The 15,045-nt window shown below is 59.7% G+C and carries 14 protein-coding genes; 9 read left to right on the forward strand and 5 right to left on the reverse strand.

Annotated features, from left to right (window positions below; translation table 11 throughout):
* The first annotated feature begins 87 nt into the window (after window positions 1-87).
* From HBJ59_RS15350 to HBJ59_RS15360, 3 genes are read left to right on the forward strand one after another with little or no spacing between them, the layout of a single operon-like run.
* A complete protein-coding gene (locus HBJ59_RS15350; RefSeq protein WP_076013097.1) occupies window positions 88-801 on the forward strand; it encodes a fimbria/pilus chaperone family protein in 714 nt (237 codons plus the stop codon).
* Window positions 802-807: 6 nt separating this feature from the next.
* Window positions 808-3,309 (forward strand): fimbria/pilus outer membrane usher protein, encoded by a 2,502-nt coding sequence (locus tag HBJ59_RS15355; RefSeq protein ID WP_305886492.1) that lies wholly within the window; start codon window positions 808-810, stop codon window positions 3,307-3,309.
* A complete protein-coding gene (locus HBJ59_RS15360; protein ID WP_167664034.1) occupies window positions 3,269-3,826 on the forward strand; it encodes a hypothetical protein in 558 nt (185 codons plus the stop codon). The genes HBJ59_RS15355 and HBJ59_RS15360 overlap by 41 nt, the downstream gene beginning before the upstream one ends.
* 4 nt (window positions 3,827-3,830) lie before the next feature.
* On the opposite strand, the gene HBJ59_RS15365 is transcribed toward HBJ59_RS15360, so the two are convergent.
* The 4 genes from HBJ59_RS15365 to HBJ59_RS15380 are packed head-to-tail and all read right to left on the reverse strand — an operon-like array spanning window position 3,831 to window position 6,677.
* On the reverse strand, window positions 3,831-4,568 hold the full coding sequence (locus HBJ59_RS15365; protein WP_076013094.1) for an amino acid ABC transporter ATP-binding protein: 738 nt from the start codon (window positions 4,566-4,568) through the stop codon (window positions 3,831-3,833).
* Window positions 4,555-5,205 (reverse strand): amino acid ABC transporter permease, encoded by a 651-nt coding sequence (locus tag HBJ59_RS15370; RefSeq protein ID WP_076013093.1) that lies wholly within the window; start codon window positions 5,203-5,205, stop codon window positions 4,555-4,557. Before HBJ59_RS15370 ends, HBJ59_RS15365 begins: the two co-directional genes overlap by 14 nt.
* Window positions 5,202-5,870 (reverse strand): amino acid ABC transporter permease, encoded by a 669-nt coding sequence (locus HBJ59_RS15375; protein ID WP_003213995.1) that lies wholly within the window; start codon window positions 5,868-5,870, stop codon window positions 5,202-5,204. The genes HBJ59_RS15370 and HBJ59_RS15375 overlap by 4 nt, the downstream gene beginning before the upstream one ends.
* A 21-nt stretch (window positions 5,871-5,891) precedes the next feature.
* Entirely contained in the window at window positions 5,892-6,677 is a 786-nt protein-coding gene (locus tag HBJ59_RS15380) for a transporter substrate-binding domain-containing protein (RefSeq protein ID WP_076013092.1), read from the reverse strand.
* A gap of 253 nt (window positions 6,678-6,930) precedes the next feature.
* Between HBJ59_RS15380 and HBJ59_RS15385 the strand changes: the two genes are divergently transcribed.
* The 6 genes from HBJ59_RS15385 (at window position 6,931) to HBJ59_RS15410 (ending at window position 14,236) form a co-directional block, all read left to right on the forward strand.
* A complete protein-coding gene (locus HBJ59_RS15385; protein ID WP_167664035.1) occupies window positions 6,931-7,626 on the forward strand; it encodes a FadR/GntR family transcriptional regulator in 696 nt (231 codons plus the stop codon).
* Window positions 7,627-7,747: 121 nt separating this feature from the next.
* A complete protein-coding gene (trxA, locus tag HBJ59_RS15390; RefSeq protein WP_003213989.1) occupies window positions 7,748-8,077 on the forward strand; it encodes a thioredoxin TrxA in 330 nt (109 codons plus the stop codon).
* Between the two features lie 234 nt (window positions 8,078-8,311).
* Window positions 8,312-9,571, forward strand: coding sequence for a transcription termination factor Rho (rho, locus tag HBJ59_RS15395; RefSeq protein WP_008438874.1), 1,260 nt, complete (start codon window positions 8,312-8,314; stop codon window positions 9,569-9,571).
* Between the two features lie 155 nt (window positions 9,572-9,726).
* Window positions 9,727-11,712 carry an acyltransferase family protein gene (locus HBJ59_RS15400; RefSeq protein WP_167664036.1) on the forward strand — a complete coding sequence of 662 codons (1,986 nt, stop codon included), beginning with the start codon at window positions 9,727-9,729 and terminating at the stop codon, window positions 11,710-11,712.
* Window positions 11,713-11,801: 89 nt separating this feature from the next.
* A complete protein-coding gene (gene ubiD, locus HBJ59_RS15405; protein WP_017476626.1) occupies window positions 11,802-13,268 on the forward strand; it encodes a 4-hydroxy-3-polyprenylbenzoate decarboxylase in 1,467 nt (488 codons plus the stop codon).
* Window positions 13,268-14,236 (forward strand): CDP-6-deoxy-delta-3,4-glucoseen reductase, encoded by a 969-nt coding sequence (locus HBJ59_RS15410; RefSeq protein ID WP_167664037.1) that lies wholly within the window; start codon window positions 13,268-13,270, stop codon window positions 14,234-14,236. Before ubiD ends, HBJ59_RS15410 begins: the two co-directional genes overlap by 1 nt.
* A gap of 151 nt (window positions 14,237-14,387) precedes the next feature.
* On the opposite strand, the gene HBJ59_RS15415 is transcribed toward HBJ59_RS15410, so the two are convergent.
* Entirely contained in the window at window positions 14,388-14,864 is a 477-nt protein-coding gene (locus HBJ59_RS15415; protein ID WP_167664038.1) for a sn-glycerol-3-phosphate transporter, read from the reverse strand.
* Window positions 14,865-15,045: the final 181 nt, after the last annotated feature.

Below are 15,045 nucleotides of genomic sequence, written 5' to 3' on the forward strand. Positions count from 1 at the left end.
GGGTCGGTGCAAGTTAGGGCTGAGTGTTATTTTGCCAGAGCTTGCGTCGACTGGTTTGTATTCTTGAGGTAATGGGAAGGTCGTTCGATGACTCAGTTGAGATTCAAGGTTCTTGCACCTTTGTATGTTTGTTTGAATATGGTGTTCGCTGCTGGTGTATGGGCAGATGGTATGCGTCCTGAAACAACCGTTATTGTGCTGAACGAGTCGGAGGGTGAAGTCAGCATCAACGTAACCAATACCGATGGAGGCCCCGCCTTACTTCATTCGACGATCGAAGATATTCCTGAAGACCTTGAGCCGTTGGTGCTTATAACGCCGCCTGTTGCACGAGTCGATGCAGGGGAGCAGCAGATGGTGAGGTTCCTGGCGATTGGCAAGGAGCCGCTCAAGACACAGCGTTTGAAGCGCGTGTCTTTCGAGGGCGTTCCTCAGACGCGACCCGGTTCGGGTGCGACCATCGGTATCAGCCTTCGGCAGAATTTGCCCCTGATCCTGCACCCCAAAGGCTTGCCTCGAAATGAAGCACCCTGGGAGCTACTGACCTGGCAACTGCAGGCCAGCACTCTGATCGTGCGCAACGACAGTCCTTATGTGGTCCGACTGGGTACTGAAGTGAAGGTCAATCCGCAAAAAATTCAAGCCATCCTTCCTCGCGCCTATATCTTGCCGGGCGAAGTGTTGAGGGTTGACCTGAAGAAGGCCCTACCGGACGCCACTTCAGTGACCCTCGAGCCGGCCACCATCTATGGATTTACCGTCGACAGCTACGACGCATTACTCCTAGCCAATGCGCCTTGACCGGTCATGAGAAAAGTCAAAAGAGTTACGGGTGCAGTCAGTAAAAAGCTATCTAAAACCAAGCGTGACGATGAGCGATTCAGGCGTAATGGCCTGGTGTGTGTGGCGATCCTGTCGGGGATGGCTGAGCAGGCTTACGCTGCCCAGCCCGGCACCCAGTTGCTGGGGTTCGACCTGGCGACCTTACAGGCTCGCGGCATTGACCCCGGCGTCGCTCGTTATTTCCGTAGCGCTGCGCGTTTCACCGAAGGCGTGCGCGTTGTCGGGCTGACGGTGAATGGTGACCGGGTCGGGCTGGCGGATGTGCGTTTCAATCATGAAGGCGAGTTGTGTTTCACCCGTGGTTTGCTCGACCGAGCGGGCTTGCAAGTGCCTTCCCGGGTACTGAACAAAGACGCAGCGGTTGACCAGGCTTGCCATGATTTCCTCTCTGAGTATCCCAATACGGTCGCAACGTTACGCCCGGGAAGCGAGGAAGTATTCCTGGTGGTGCCTACCCAGGCGTTGCGCGAACTGCAACGCGGGTCTGGCCACTACTCCCGGGGCGGTACCGCAGGGATGCTCAACTATGACCTGCAGGGCAGTAATAGCCATTCGCGGGAGGACACCAGCCGTCATCTCTCCGCTTCGACTGAAATAGGCTTCAACTTCGGCGACTGGATTGCCCGTAGTCGCCAGTTGTATGTCTCCAGCGATGGTCGCTCCACTACTGAGCATCTGTTTGCCTACGCACAGCGTGATTTAGTGCCGTTGGCATCTACGCTCCAATTGGGGCAGATCTCCGGCACCAGCCCGGTATTTGGCGGTGTGCAACTGTTGGGTGCGCAGTTGTTTCCCGACGGGGTCGCGAGCGGTTCGAGCGGTGCAGGCGTCGTGGTTGAGGGCGTGGCCGTCAGCCAATCACGGGTTGAGGTACGCCAATCAGGCGCCCTGATTTACACCACGGTGGTGCCCGAAGGTCCCTTTTCATTGAACAATTTACCTTTGCTCAATGGCACAAGTGACCTTCAGGTCAGTGTCATCGAAACGCGAGGAGGAGGGCGACGTAGCTTCGTGGTGCCGGCGGCGTCTTTTCGCGCGGCAGTACCGGTCAGGACGGGTTATACGGCTGGGCTGGGCAAGGTGCGTGATGTGAACCGTAGTGGCGCCAAAGAGCCTGTGCTGGGAATGGCCAGCGGAACGTGGGCATTAGGCAAGCGCAGCGCCTTCAGCTCCGGGGTGCAGGGTACCGACAACTACAACTCGGTGGGCTTTGCGCTGGACACCGGTTTTGGCGAACGTTTTTCCTTGGGGCTGCGGAACAACCTTGCGCGCGACCGAAAAAAAAAGCTCCAGGGCGCGCGCAACAGCGTTTCCCTGGGAAGCACGTTGCCAGGCAATGTGCAGGTGTCGCTGAGCGCGACTGCTCAAACCCCAGGCTATCGTGAGGTGCTCGACACCCTGCGTACTGCCGCCGCCGAGGCCGGGGACGCGCGGTTTAAAACCCAGTACACCGCGGGCTTCAGTTGGGCTGTCCGAGAGGTTGGCGAGTTTTCGCTGGGCTATTCCCGGGCGGCTCATTTCAATAGCAGGACCACCCAAAACGTCTATGGCTCATGGAGCAAGGACTTCAGGTACGCGAACGTGGGTGTGACGGTGGACTCGCAAGTGGGTAAGTCGGGTGACACCAGGGGCGACAATGATGGCGTCGGGGTTCGCTTGCAGGTCACTGTACCGCTGGGCCGTGAGCGGTCCCTCAGCTCTGTTGCACGGCATCAAGGTCGTCGATCCAGTATTGGCACCACGTACAACGAACGTGTGGATGAAACCCTCAACTATGAGCTTCGTGGCGAGAGAGACTTGAGAGGCGATCATGAGCAGGCCGTGGGCGGCTGGGTCAACACCATGTCGCGTTATACCCAGGCGGGCGCGGGCATTGACCGGGATGGCTCCAGCACACGCTATAGCGGGCAATTGCAGGGCGCCGTAGTGGCCCATGACCGGGGCGTGACCTTTACGCCGTACCGGGTCGAGGATACGTTTGGCGTCGCCTCGGCCGGTGATATAGCCGGGGCCCGCATCAGCACCCCTCAAGGGCCGGTGTGGACTGATCACTGGGGCATGGCGGTGCTTCCCGGGCTGCCCGCCTATCAAGTCAGCCAGCTTGAAATCGAAGGCAAGTCCTTGCCGCGGCAGGTGGATATCAAGAACGGTACGAAAGTGCTGGAGGCCGGGCGAGGTTCATTCAGCAAGGTCGACTTCGAGGTGGTTAAAGTTCGACGCGTGCTACTGAGGGCCACGGATACAGCTGGCGAGCCTCTGCCCCAGGGTGCATCGGTGCTGGGTGCAGGTAATGCATTCCTGACCAACGTAGTCGCAGACGGCATGATTTTCCTGAGCAATATCGATAGCGCGCAAACCCTCATGGTGTCATCGCCAAGCGGGGCTTCGTGCACACTTCAACTCGACCTGGCGGAGCAATCTTATGATGAGCGACCCTACGAAACCGCCTCAGCGACCTGCCGTTAAGGTAGGCGCTGCAGGCGTGCTGTCCTGCCTGTTGATGGCGGGCGAGGCCTATGCCGCAGAATGTCGTCTGTCGTTGAGCCGGCCAGAGGTTGATCTTGGCGCCTTGCGCCATGGTGGGCAGGCTGCTGCGCAAGGCGTACTTTTTGGTAAGCGCACGGTGCATTTGAATGTGGTGTGCCCGCAGGACACGCTCATCGCCCTGCGTTTTCGAGGCGTACCCGCTGTGGGCCAAGGCTTCAAGTTTGGCGAGCAGGGGTATTTCAACCTTAGCCTCCAACAGGCGGTGCTGGACGGCAGGCCCGCGGAGTTGGCCCCGATGCATAATCGGGCCGAGCGAAGCGGCCAACTGCTGCCGGACCAGACCATGGTGGTGCTGGCAGCCGGACTGCCCCTCGTGGGTCGGGTGTTTTCGGCTCAGGTGCAGGTCGACACTTATCTCTTCGACACGACCACCGCCGTGCGCGACAAAACCGTGCTGGAGGGCGGTGGGCGTTTTGAGTTGGTGCCGGCTGGCTGACGGCTCAGTCGGGTGTCTCTGTCGAGCCGATAAAGTTGGCCAGTTCGGCGGTCTGCGGGTTGGCAAACAGGATTTTCGGGTCACCCACTTCATGCACCTTGCCCTGGTGCATGAACACCAGCTTGTCCCCCACTTCCCGGGCAAAACGCATCTCGTGGGTGACCATGATCAGTGTCATGCCATCCTTGGCCAATTGGCGCACCACGCTGAGTACTTCGTTGACCAGTTCCGGGTCCAGGGCCGAGGTGATTTCATCACACAGCAATACCTTGGGTGACATGGCCAGCGCCCGGGCGATAGCTACCCGCTGCTGTTGGCCGCCGGACAGTCGATCAGGGAAGGCGTCGAACTTCTCTCCCAGCCCGACCCGCTCCAGCATCTGCCGCGCCAGTTGCGCGGCCTTGGCTTTCGGCACTTTCTGCACCACTTGTGGCGCAAGCATGACGTTTTCACCCACCGTCAGGTGCGGAAACAGGTTGAACTGCTGGAATACCATGCCGACCTTTTGCCGCAAGCTGCGCAGGTCGGCGCGGGCGGCGTCGAGGTATTCGCCGTCGACTTCAATCACTCCATCGTTGATCGACTCCAGGCCATTGAGGGTGCGCAACAAGGTGGATTTACCCGAGCCGCTTCGACCGATGATCGCCACCACCTGGCCTTCTTCGACACTCAGGTCGATGCCCTTGAGTACATGGTGATCGCCGTAATACTTATGCAGGGCGGAAATTCTAAGCAGAGGCATGCAGTCTCCTTTCCAGGTAGCGCGCACTGAGGGACAAGGGGTAGCAAAGCAGGAAGTAACCGAGCGCCACCAGGCCATAGACCATGAAGGGTTCGAAGGTCGCGTTGGCGAGCATGCCGCCGGTCTTGGTCAGCTCGGTGAAGCCGATGATCGAGGTCACGGCGGTGCCTTTAACCACCTGCACCGAGAACCCCACGGTCGGCGCCACGGCAATGCGCAGGGCTTGGGGCAGGATCACGTAGCGCAGTTGTTCAAGCGGGTTGAGGGCCAGGCTCGCGGACGCTTCCCATTGCCCGTGGGCGATGGAGTCGACACAGCCACGCCAGATCTCGGCCAGGTAGGCGCTGGTGAACAGGGTCAAGGCAATGGCTGCCGCCAGCCAGGGCGAAATGTCCACGCCGAGCAAGGCGATGCCGAAGAACACCAGGAACAGCTGCATCAACAGCGGCGTGCCCTGGAACAGTTCGATGTAGGTGCGTGCAACGTTGCGCGGGAAGGCTTTGCTGCTGATACGCATGGTCATCACCAACAAGCCGATCACGCCGCCGCCGATAAACGCCACCAGCGACAGCAACAGCGTCCACTGCAAGCCGGTGAGTAGGTTGCGCACGATGTCCCAGAACGAAAAATCACTCATCGGGCGTTCCTCATGACATAGCGCCGGCCGATCCAGTTCAGCAATTGGCGGATCATCAGCGCCATGCACAGGTAGACCAACGTGGTCAGTGCATAGGTTTCAAAAGCACGGAAGTTGCGTGACTGGATAAAGTTGGCGGCGAAGCTCAGCTCTTCTGTGGCGATTTGCGAACAAACTGCCGAGCCGAGCATCACGATGATGATTTGGCTGCTCAGGGCCGGCCAGACCTTGCCCAGCGCGGGCAGCAACACCACATGGCGGAACGCCTCGAAACGCGTCATCGCCAGCGCGGCCGCCGCTTCCAGTTGCCCACGCGGGATCGCCTGGATGCCGGCGCGGATGATCTCCGTGGAGTACGCCCCCAGGTTGATCACCATCGCCAGCACCGCCGCCTGCCATTCGGTGATTTTCAAACCGAGGGACGGCAGGCCGAAGAAGATGAAAAACAACTGCACCAGGAACGGCGTGTTGCGGATCAACTCGACGTACACCCCGAAGATCCAGCTGAACGGCTGGATCTTCCACGCCCGCACCACGGCGCCGACGATTCCCAGCGCCACGCCCAGTACTGCACCGATGGCGGTCAGCTCAAGGGTGAACAGCGCGCCGCGCAGCAACAGATCGGTATTGGCCAGAACCGGCACAAAGTCGAATTGATAGGCCATAGCTAACCCTCGTTACCGCGATCAGAGATCAGCCGGCAGCGGCTCTTTAAGCCACTGCATTGCGTTCTTTTCCAGGCTGCCGTCAGCTTTTGCCGCGACCAGAATCTGGTTGACCTTGTCCAGCAGCGCCGGCTCGTTCTTGTTTACGCCCACATAGACCGGCGAGTCCTTGAGCTTCACTTTCAGTGCCGGTACGCGCTTGGGGTTGCGCTCGCTGATGGCCACCATCACCACGTTGCCGCTGGCGATCAGGTCCACCTGGCCGGCGAGGTAGGCGGCGATGGTCGAATTGTTGTCTTCAAAGCGCTTGATCGTTGCCTCTTTAGGCGCGACGGCGGTCAGCTCGATGTCTTCGATGGCACCGCGGGTCACGCTGATGGTCTTGCCCTTGAGGTCGTCAACGGTGCTGATCGGCGCATCTGGCGGGCCAAATACGGCGAGGTAGAACGGCGCGTAGGCCTTGGAGAAGTCGATGACCTTTTCGCGCTCGGCGTTCTTGCCGAGGCTGGAAATTACCAGGTCGACCTTGCCGGTGGTAAGAAACGGGATGCGGTTGGTGCTGTTGACCGGGGTCAGTTCAAGCTTGACCTTGAGCTGGTCGGCCAGCAGTTTTGCGGTGTCGATATCCAGCCCGCGAGGCTTCATGTCCGGGCCGACCGAGCCGAACGGCGGGAAATCCTGAGGCACGGCCACCTTCAGGGTGCCACGGGCGACGATATCGTCCAGACCGTTGGCCTGGGCGGGCGCCTGGCTCAGCATCAGGCTGGCAAACAGGGCAGTGAGCAGGGCGCTGCAACGCTTGGTCATGGCAACTCTCCGAAAGGGACGAAAGGATTTTCTGAGTTTTGCCAGTGCACAGCCCATGCCAGCACTGTCTTAATTCGCTGGAAGGCCGGTAGCTGTTGAGTTCTGGCGGTCTTACTGGTCTGAACAGTTTCCGCGTTTTCTGCACCCTTTTCGAGCGCCTTCAAAACCCCGCGAGCCCCTTTGGGGCGTGGCTTGCCGGGCGCTGCGAATAGCTTTACAACTATTCGCTCAGTTGACGAAAACTCGAGTTTTTATGAATTCAATCGCCCAAGCCGTACCGGAAGTGGCGCTACAGGCCATCCGCAAGTTGATCGCTGACGAAGGCTTCGGGCCGGGCGATGCATTGCCCTCCCAGCGCGAGCTGGCGCTGCAATTGGGCGTGAGCCGGGCCTCGTTGCGCGAAGCCTTGTCGTCGCTCAGTGCGTTAGGCGTGGTGAGTGTGCAGCCGGGAAAGGGCGTGTTCGTGCAAGCGCCCGAGGAGCTTCCGGGTTTGGCCTGGCCGTTTACGGCGCAGGCAACGCCGCTGGATATCTTCCAACTGCGCTACGCCCTGGAAGGCTTTGCCGCGGGGCTGGCGGCGGTGACGCTGACCACCGATGAGCTGGATAGCCTGGAAGACAATGTCGAGGCGATGCGCAAGGAGCTCAAGGCCGGCGACTTTGAAGCCGCGGCCCGGCTGGACTTCGAATTCCACCAGCGCATCCTGCTGGCCAGCGGCAATCAGGCGATGGTGAATATTCTCAGTGCCAGCGCCGAGGTGTTTCTGGAGAGTCAGAAGCTACCGTTCATCCGGCCGGAGCGGGCCATGGAGACCTGGCAGGAGCACCGCAAGATCCTCCGTGCGCTGGCCCGGCGCGCCAGCGGGGCGGCCCAGAAAAGCATGCAGGAACACGTACGTAACGCAGCGCTGCGCACCGGCATTGCGTTCATGACTCCCGTGACCCCATGAATTGGGCTATACCCAAACTCATGCACCACCATAGCAAGAGTCAATCAGCTGCGGCTTCCTGAACGCGGGAAGGGCGGCTATGATGGGCAACGTTTTTTTTGCTTACAACCCGGAGACATCCATGAGCAACGATCTTATCAAGCACGTCACCGACGCGACCTTTGAGGCCGAAGTACTGAAGGCCCAGGGCCCGGTGCTGGTTGACTACTGGGCTGAGTGGTGCGGTCCTTGCAAAATGATCGCTCCGGTCCTGGACGACATTGCCACCACTTACGAAGGCAAGTTGACCATTGCCAAGCTGAACATCGACGACAACCAGGAAACCCCGGCCAAGCACGGCGTGCGTGGTATCCCAACCCTGATGCTGTTCAAGAACGGCAATGTCGAGGCCACCAAGGTCGGCGCGCTGTCGAAGTCCCAGCTGCAAGCTTTCCTCGACGCCAACATCTAAGCGTCCTCAAAAGGCCCCGCAAATTGCGGGGCTTTTTCGTGAGACAGGGCTAGACGCTCTGAAATTCAGGTGGTACATTCGGCCCCGCACTGGTTTCTCCACTGCCCCCTGCAAGCCGTCGCCGACGCTCTCCTTTTCGATTAGTACGCGATCCTGTCGCCTTCTCTGCGGCGCGGCCTCATTAAGCCAAAAGCTTAATTTCCCCCCCTCCATAAATGATTACGTCATTCCTATATGAATCTGACTGAACTCAAGCAAAAGCCGATTACCGAACTGCTCGAATTGGCCGAACAGATGGGCATAGAAAATATGGCCCGTTCGCGCAAGCAGGACGTGATTTTCTCCCTGCTCAAAAAGCACGCGAAAAGCGGCGAGGAAATCTCCGGTGATGGCGTGCTGGAGATTCTCCAGGACGGCTTCGGCTTCCTCCGCTCTGCAGACGCTTCCTATCTCGCCGGCCCAGACGATATTTACGTCTCGCCGAGCCAGATCCGTCGCTTCAACTTGCGCACCGGTGACACCATCGTTGGCAAGATCCGCCCTCCAAAGGAAGGTGAGCGTTATTTCGCCCTGCTCAAGGTCGACACGATCAACTACGATCGTCCCGAGAACGCGAAAAACAAGATTCTCTTCGAGAACCTGACCCCGCTGTTCCCGACCGTGCGCATGAAGATGGAAGCCGGTAACGGTTCCACCGAAGACTTGACCGGTCGTGTCATCGACCTGTGCGCCCCGATCGGCAAAGGCCAGCGCGGCCTGATCGTGGCCCCGCCGAAAGCCGGTAAGACCATCATGCTGCAGAACATCGCAGCGAACATCGCCCGTAACAATCCTGAAGTTCACCTGATCGTGTTGCTGATCGATGAGCGTCCGGAAGAAGTAACCGAAATGCAGCGCACCGTGCGCGGCGAAGTGGTTGCCTCGACGTTCGATGAGCCGCCAACCCGCCACGTGCAGGTTGCCGAAATGGTGATCGAGAAGGCCAAGCGCCTGGTCGAACACAAGAAAGACGTGGTGATTCTGCTCGACTCCATCACTCGTCTGGCGCGTGCCTACAACACCGTGATCCCGAGCTCCGGCAAAGTGCTCACCGGTGGTGTCGATGCCCACGCCCTGGAGAAACCGAAACGTTTCTTCGGCGCTGCGCGGAACATCGAAGAAGGCGGCTCGCTGACCATCATCGCCACCGCGCTGGTTGAAACCGGCTCGAAGATGGATGAAGTGATCTACGAAGAGTTTAAAGGTACCGGCAACATGGAACTGCCTTTGGACCGCCGTATCGCTGAAAAGCGTGTGTTCCCGGCCATCAACATCAACCGCTCCGGCACACGCCGTGAAGAGTTGCTGACCGCCGACGACGAACTGCAGCGCATGTGGATCCTGCGCAAGCTGCTGCACCCGATGGATGAAGTGGCTGCCATCGAGTTCCTGATCGACAAGCTGAAAACCACCAAGACCAACGACGAGTTTTTCCTGTCGATGAAGCGCAAGTAACACGACGCTTCGGTCAAAAAGGATGGCGCCCCATGGGGCGCCATTTTTTTTGTTTCTGAAAAAGGAGGTTTGGCCTTAGTGTGTGTCTGTTTAGAAACAAATTTGCGGGTGTGACTACACTCGCTGTCAATCTGATCAGGCAAACAACAAGATTTATGACCATTCTCGCTTATCGCAGGGACATTGACGGCCTGCGTGCCATTGCCGTTCTCGCTGTTGTGCTGTTTCATTTTGGTGTACCGGGCTTCACCGGCGGCTTTGTCGGTGTTGATGTATTTTTCGTGATCTCCGGTTACTTGATCACCTCGATCATCTGGCGTGAACGTGAGGCCGGGCGCTTCAGTTTTGTCGGCTTCTGGGCCCGGCGAGCGCGGCGTATCCTGCCAGCACTGTTTGTGATGATGCTCGGCACGCTGGTGGTGGGCTGGTTTTTGCTGGCGCCCAAGGATTACAGCGAGTTGGGGCGCTCGATTCACAACCAGGTGGTGTTTATCTCCAACCTGTTTTTCATGCGCCAGGACGGCTACTTTGATGTGGCCTCCGACATCAAGCCGTTGCTGCATACCTGGTCATTGTCGGTTGAAGAACAGTTCTACATTCTTTTTCCTCTGTTGCTGACAGTACTGTCGAGCCGGCTCAAACACTGGCGTGCGGCGCTGTTTGTGTTGTTGCTGGTGTCGTTCGGGATGAGTACGTGGGCGGTGGCCCACGCTCCGGAAAGAGCCTTTTTCCTGCTGCAGATGCGTGCCTGGGAACTGTTGGCGGGCGCAATGCTGGCGGTTATGCCTGTACGCCAGTACCGCGCGAGCCCGGCATTGGCGCAGGTCGTCAGCCTTGCCGGTCTTGGCCTGATCCTGCTGGCGGTCTTCGCCTATGACCCAAGCACGCCGTTTCCCGGCGCCGCAGCGCTGTTGCCGGTGGTGGGCGTGGTCTGCCTGATTTGGGCCAACGGCCAGCAAGCCACCCTGGCGAGCAAGCTGCTGGGCAGCCGATTGCTGGTGGGGATCGGCCTGATCTCCTACTCCTGGTACCTGTGGCATTGGCCGGTCTACGTGTTCGGCAAGTACGCCAGTGTCGATGGCCTGGGGCCGTGGGAGCTTGGTGCGCTGTTTGTGTTAAGCCTGTTGCTGGGCTACGGATCCTGGCGATTCGTCGAGGCGCCGTTCCGTGAGCGTCGGTTGTTGGCAGGGCGCAAGCAAATCCTGGTGGTGGCGGGTATCGCGCTGCTGGCGGTGGGGCTGCTCGGCAAAGGCCTGGTCTGGACAAAGGGGTTGCCTTGGCGCCTGTCGCCCGAGGCGCTGCAATTTGCCCAGGCGCGCGAGTGGAGCCCGGACCTCATGGCCTGCCTGGTGGACGGCGGTAAAAATCGCCATCATGGATTTTGTCATTTCGGACCTCAGTCCGCGCCGACACGCGCGTTGGTATGGGGCGATAGCCATGCCACGGCGCTGGTTCCGGCATTGCAAGACGGCGCGAGCAAATACGGTGTCAGCGTCACTCAGGCAGGGTATGCCGGCTGCCTGCCGTTTAATCGCAAGGAAAGCGTTCCGGGCTGCTTGACCTTTAACCAGCAGGTCACGCAACTGCTCGGCAAGGAAACCTTTAGCGACGTGGTGCTGGTGGCGCGCTGGAGCCTGTATGTCTATGGGCAGCGCGATGGTGACACCGAGGCTTCGTTGCTGGACCCGGCGACCGGAACCTATGACCGCGCCTTCGCCGAGCGGCGCTTCGCTGAAAGCTTGGGCGCCCTTGTGCAGCAATTGCGCGCCAGCGGCCATCGGGTGTGGCTGGTCAAGGAAGTCCCCCTGCAGGAATTCAATCCGCCTTACCGCCTCAGTCGCCTGGCGATGCTTGGCCGTCCCACCGACAAAGAAGGCATGCCCCTGGCTGAGCACCTTCAGCGTCAGGCCTATATCAGTCAGGTATTCGAGCAAATCGCGGCGGCGGATCCCGGGGTAAAGATAATGGATCCGGCGCCTAAGCTATGCAGTGCGAATGAGTGGTGTCGCGTGGAACTGGACGGTCAGTCGCTGTACACCGACGACAATCACCTCTCGGCGGTCGGCTCGCGGTATGTCGAGGCGTTCCTTGAACCGTTGTTCAAAGCCTTGCGCAATGAAACCCAGGCATCCGCTCTTTGAGTCTGTGTCGTCGGCAATGCTGCTCAATAAGCTGCCAGCGACCGTAAGAGCAGGTAGGATGTACGCCTATTTTACGGGTGGCATGGTTAATGAAATTCAAGGATCTTCGGGATTTCGTGCAGCAACTTGAGCAGCGCGGAGAGTTGAAACGTATCCAGGTGCCGATTTCCCCGGTCCTGGAGATGACTGAGATTTGCGACCGCACCTTGCGTAACAAGGGCCCGGCGCTGCTGTTCGAAAACCCGGTGGGCTTTGATATCCCGGTGCTCGGCAACCTGTTCGGCACCCCCGACCGTGTTGCGTTTGGCATGGGCGCCGAGTCCGTCAGCGAACTGCGGGAGATCGGCAAGCTGCTGGCCTTCCTCAAGGAGCCTGAGCCACCCAAGGGTCTGAAGGACGCCTGGTCGAAGCTGCCAATTTTCCGCAAGATCATCGCCATGGCCCCCAAGGTCGTGAAAGACGCGGTATGCCAGGAAGTGGTCATCGAAGGCGATGACGTCGACCTCGGCATGCTCCCCGTGCAGACCTGCTGGCCTGGAGACGTCGGCCCGCTGATCACCTGGGGCCTGACCGTCACCAAAGGCCCAAACAAGGACCGCCAGAACCTCGGCATCTACCGTCAGCAAGTGATTGGCCGCAACAAGGTCATCATGCGCTGGCTGAGCCACCGTGGTGGCGCACTGGATTTCCGTGAGTGGTGCGAAAAGCATCCGGGCAAGCCATTCCCTGTTTCGGTGGCCCTGGGCGCTGACCCGGCGACCATCCTCGGCGCGGTCACGCCAGTGCCCGACAGCCTTTCCGAGTATGCTTTCGCCGGTCTGTTGCGCGGTAACCGCACCGAGTTGGTGAAATGCCGTGGTAATGACCTGCAAGTGCCGGCCACCGCCGAAATCATCCTTGAAGGCGTGATTCACCCCGGCGAGATGGCCGATGAAGGCCCGTACGGCGACCACACCGGCTACTACAACGAAGTCGACAGCTTCCCGGTGTTCACCGTCGAGCGCATCACCCATCGAATCAAGCCGATCTACCACAGCACCTACACTGGCCGTCCACCGGATGAGCCGGCGATCCTCGGCGTGGCGTTGAACGAAGTGTTTGTACCGATCCTGCAAAAGCAGTTTCCGGAAATCACCGACTTCTACTTGCCGCCCGAAGGCTGCTCGTACCGCATGGCCATCGTGACGATGAAGAAGTCGTACCCCGGCCACGCCAAGCGGGTAATGCTGGGTGTGTGGTCGTTTTTGCGACAGTTCATGTACACCAAGTTCGTTATTGTCACCGACGACGATATCAACGCCCGGGACTGGAACGACGTGATCTGGGCCATCACCACGCGCATGGACCCCAAGCGCGACACGGTGATGATCGATAACACGCCGATCGACTACCTCGACTTTGCCTCGCCGGTATCGGGCCTCGGCTCGAAAATGGGCCTGGATGCCACCCATAAGTGGCCGGGTGAAACTACCCGAGAATGGGGCCGCGTGATCGTCAAGGACGAAGCGGTAACTGCCCGTGTGGATGCGCTCTGGAAAGAATTAGGAATAGATTGATGCGTGTAACCCTGCAGCCTTCCGGTGCGGTACTTGAACTGACGCCCGGCGAGCGGATTCTCGAGGGCGCGCGACGCCTGGGCTACGATTGCCCCCAGGCGTGCCGCAATGGTGTGTGCCACGTATGTGCAGCGCTGCTGGTAGAAGGCCGGGTGCAGCAAGCCGGTGAGGTGCGTGACCATGGCGAGTTTTTTACCTGCATTGCCGAACCGCTGGAAGATTGCATTGTGTTGTGGGATGGCGTGCTGGCGCCGGGAGAGTTGCCGGTGCGCAAATTGTCTTGCCAACTGAGTGAGTGCGTTGGAGTGGGCGGTGACGTGTGGCGCGTGCGCCTGCGGGCTCCGGCCGGCAAGGCAGTGCGTTACCACGCCGGGCAATACCTGATGATCGAACGGGAAAACGGCGAGAAGTCGGCGTTCTCCCTGGCTTCGGCGCCCCACGCCGGGCGCGAGCTGGAATTGCACGTACTGGCCCGTGAAGACAGTGCCCGCAGCCTGCTGGAGCAGTTGCAGCGCAACCAGATGGCCCGCATCGAAATGCCGTTTGGCGATACCCACTTGGCCGAACTGCCCGACGGGCCGCTGGTGCTGATCGCCGCCGGTACCGGCATGGCGCAGATGCACAGCCTGATCGAACACTGTCGCGCCAGTGGCTTCAAGCACCCGGTGCATCTGTATTGGGGTGTACGTCGACCGGAAGATTTCTACGAGATCGAGCACTGGGACCAGTGGCTGCAACTGCCCAACCTGTTTCTGCACAAAGTGGTCAGCGACCTGTGTGGCTGGGAAGGGCGCTGCGGGTTGCTGCATGAAGCGGTGTGCGAAGACATCAGCGACCTCAAGGCCGTGCACGTCTACGCCAGCGGCTCACCGGCGATGATCTATGGCACCCTGGATGCGTTGGTCGAGGCCGGCATGGATGCGCACCAGATGCGTGCCGATGTGTTTGCCTACGCACCCCGTCCGTAACATGTGGCGAGGGAGCTTGCTCCCGCTGGGCTGCGTAGCAGCCCCAAAACAGTCGCTGGGTTCTATCTGAAAGACCGCATGAACTTCAGGGGCCGCTTCGCGCCCCAGCGGGAGCAAGCTCCCTCGCCACAGAAGCCCTTCAGCGGCTCAATTAAAACCGCACGCCCGTCGTCACCATCGCCGCATTAAACCCGAGCAACACCAGCTCGGCGGCAACCGGCCCGTAGTGAGTGCCCACGGACGGGATGATCACCGGCGCCACTCCCAGTCCATTCAGCGGAATCTTGTCGCGGTACTTGCCGCGATAGCCCTGGATCACGCCGCCAGTGAGCTTCAAGTACACCGGATAATCGGTCATGTCGTAGCGTTTGCCGGCGTAGGCGTAGTACGACCGCTGTCTGAACGAGTTGCGAAATGTCGCCCCGCCATACACCAGGCCTGACGCTTCATTGCGCTCCAGGCCGATCAGGTCCTGATTGTTGTTGTGGTCCTTGTCTGGCGCAAAATGCCGGGTGTAGACGCTTGTCTGGGCGTACCAGAAGCCTTTTTCGTCCTGGGTGGGTGCTTCCATCGCCATGGCGGTGGTGGCCTGTGCCAGGAGCAGCAGGCTGGAAAGTCGGTATTTCATGGTGCGACCTCGATAGTCGGTTCGGTTGTCGGCTAAGTGGGTCGTGATGAGTGCGTATTTTGACGGCTCCCAGCGCCTCTAGGCTGAACGTGCGCTGAAACTACAGGGATTGAGGCGGCCAATCCTGATGAGCGGAGCGGCCCGGGCTTATGCATTCGCTTATTCTTTAAAGGTATTTAAT

This window comes from Pseudomonas sp. AN3A02 (assembly GCF_011765255.1).
GTDB lineage: Bacteria > Pseudomonadota > Gammaproteobacteria > Pseudomonadales > Pseudomonadaceae > Aquipseudomonas.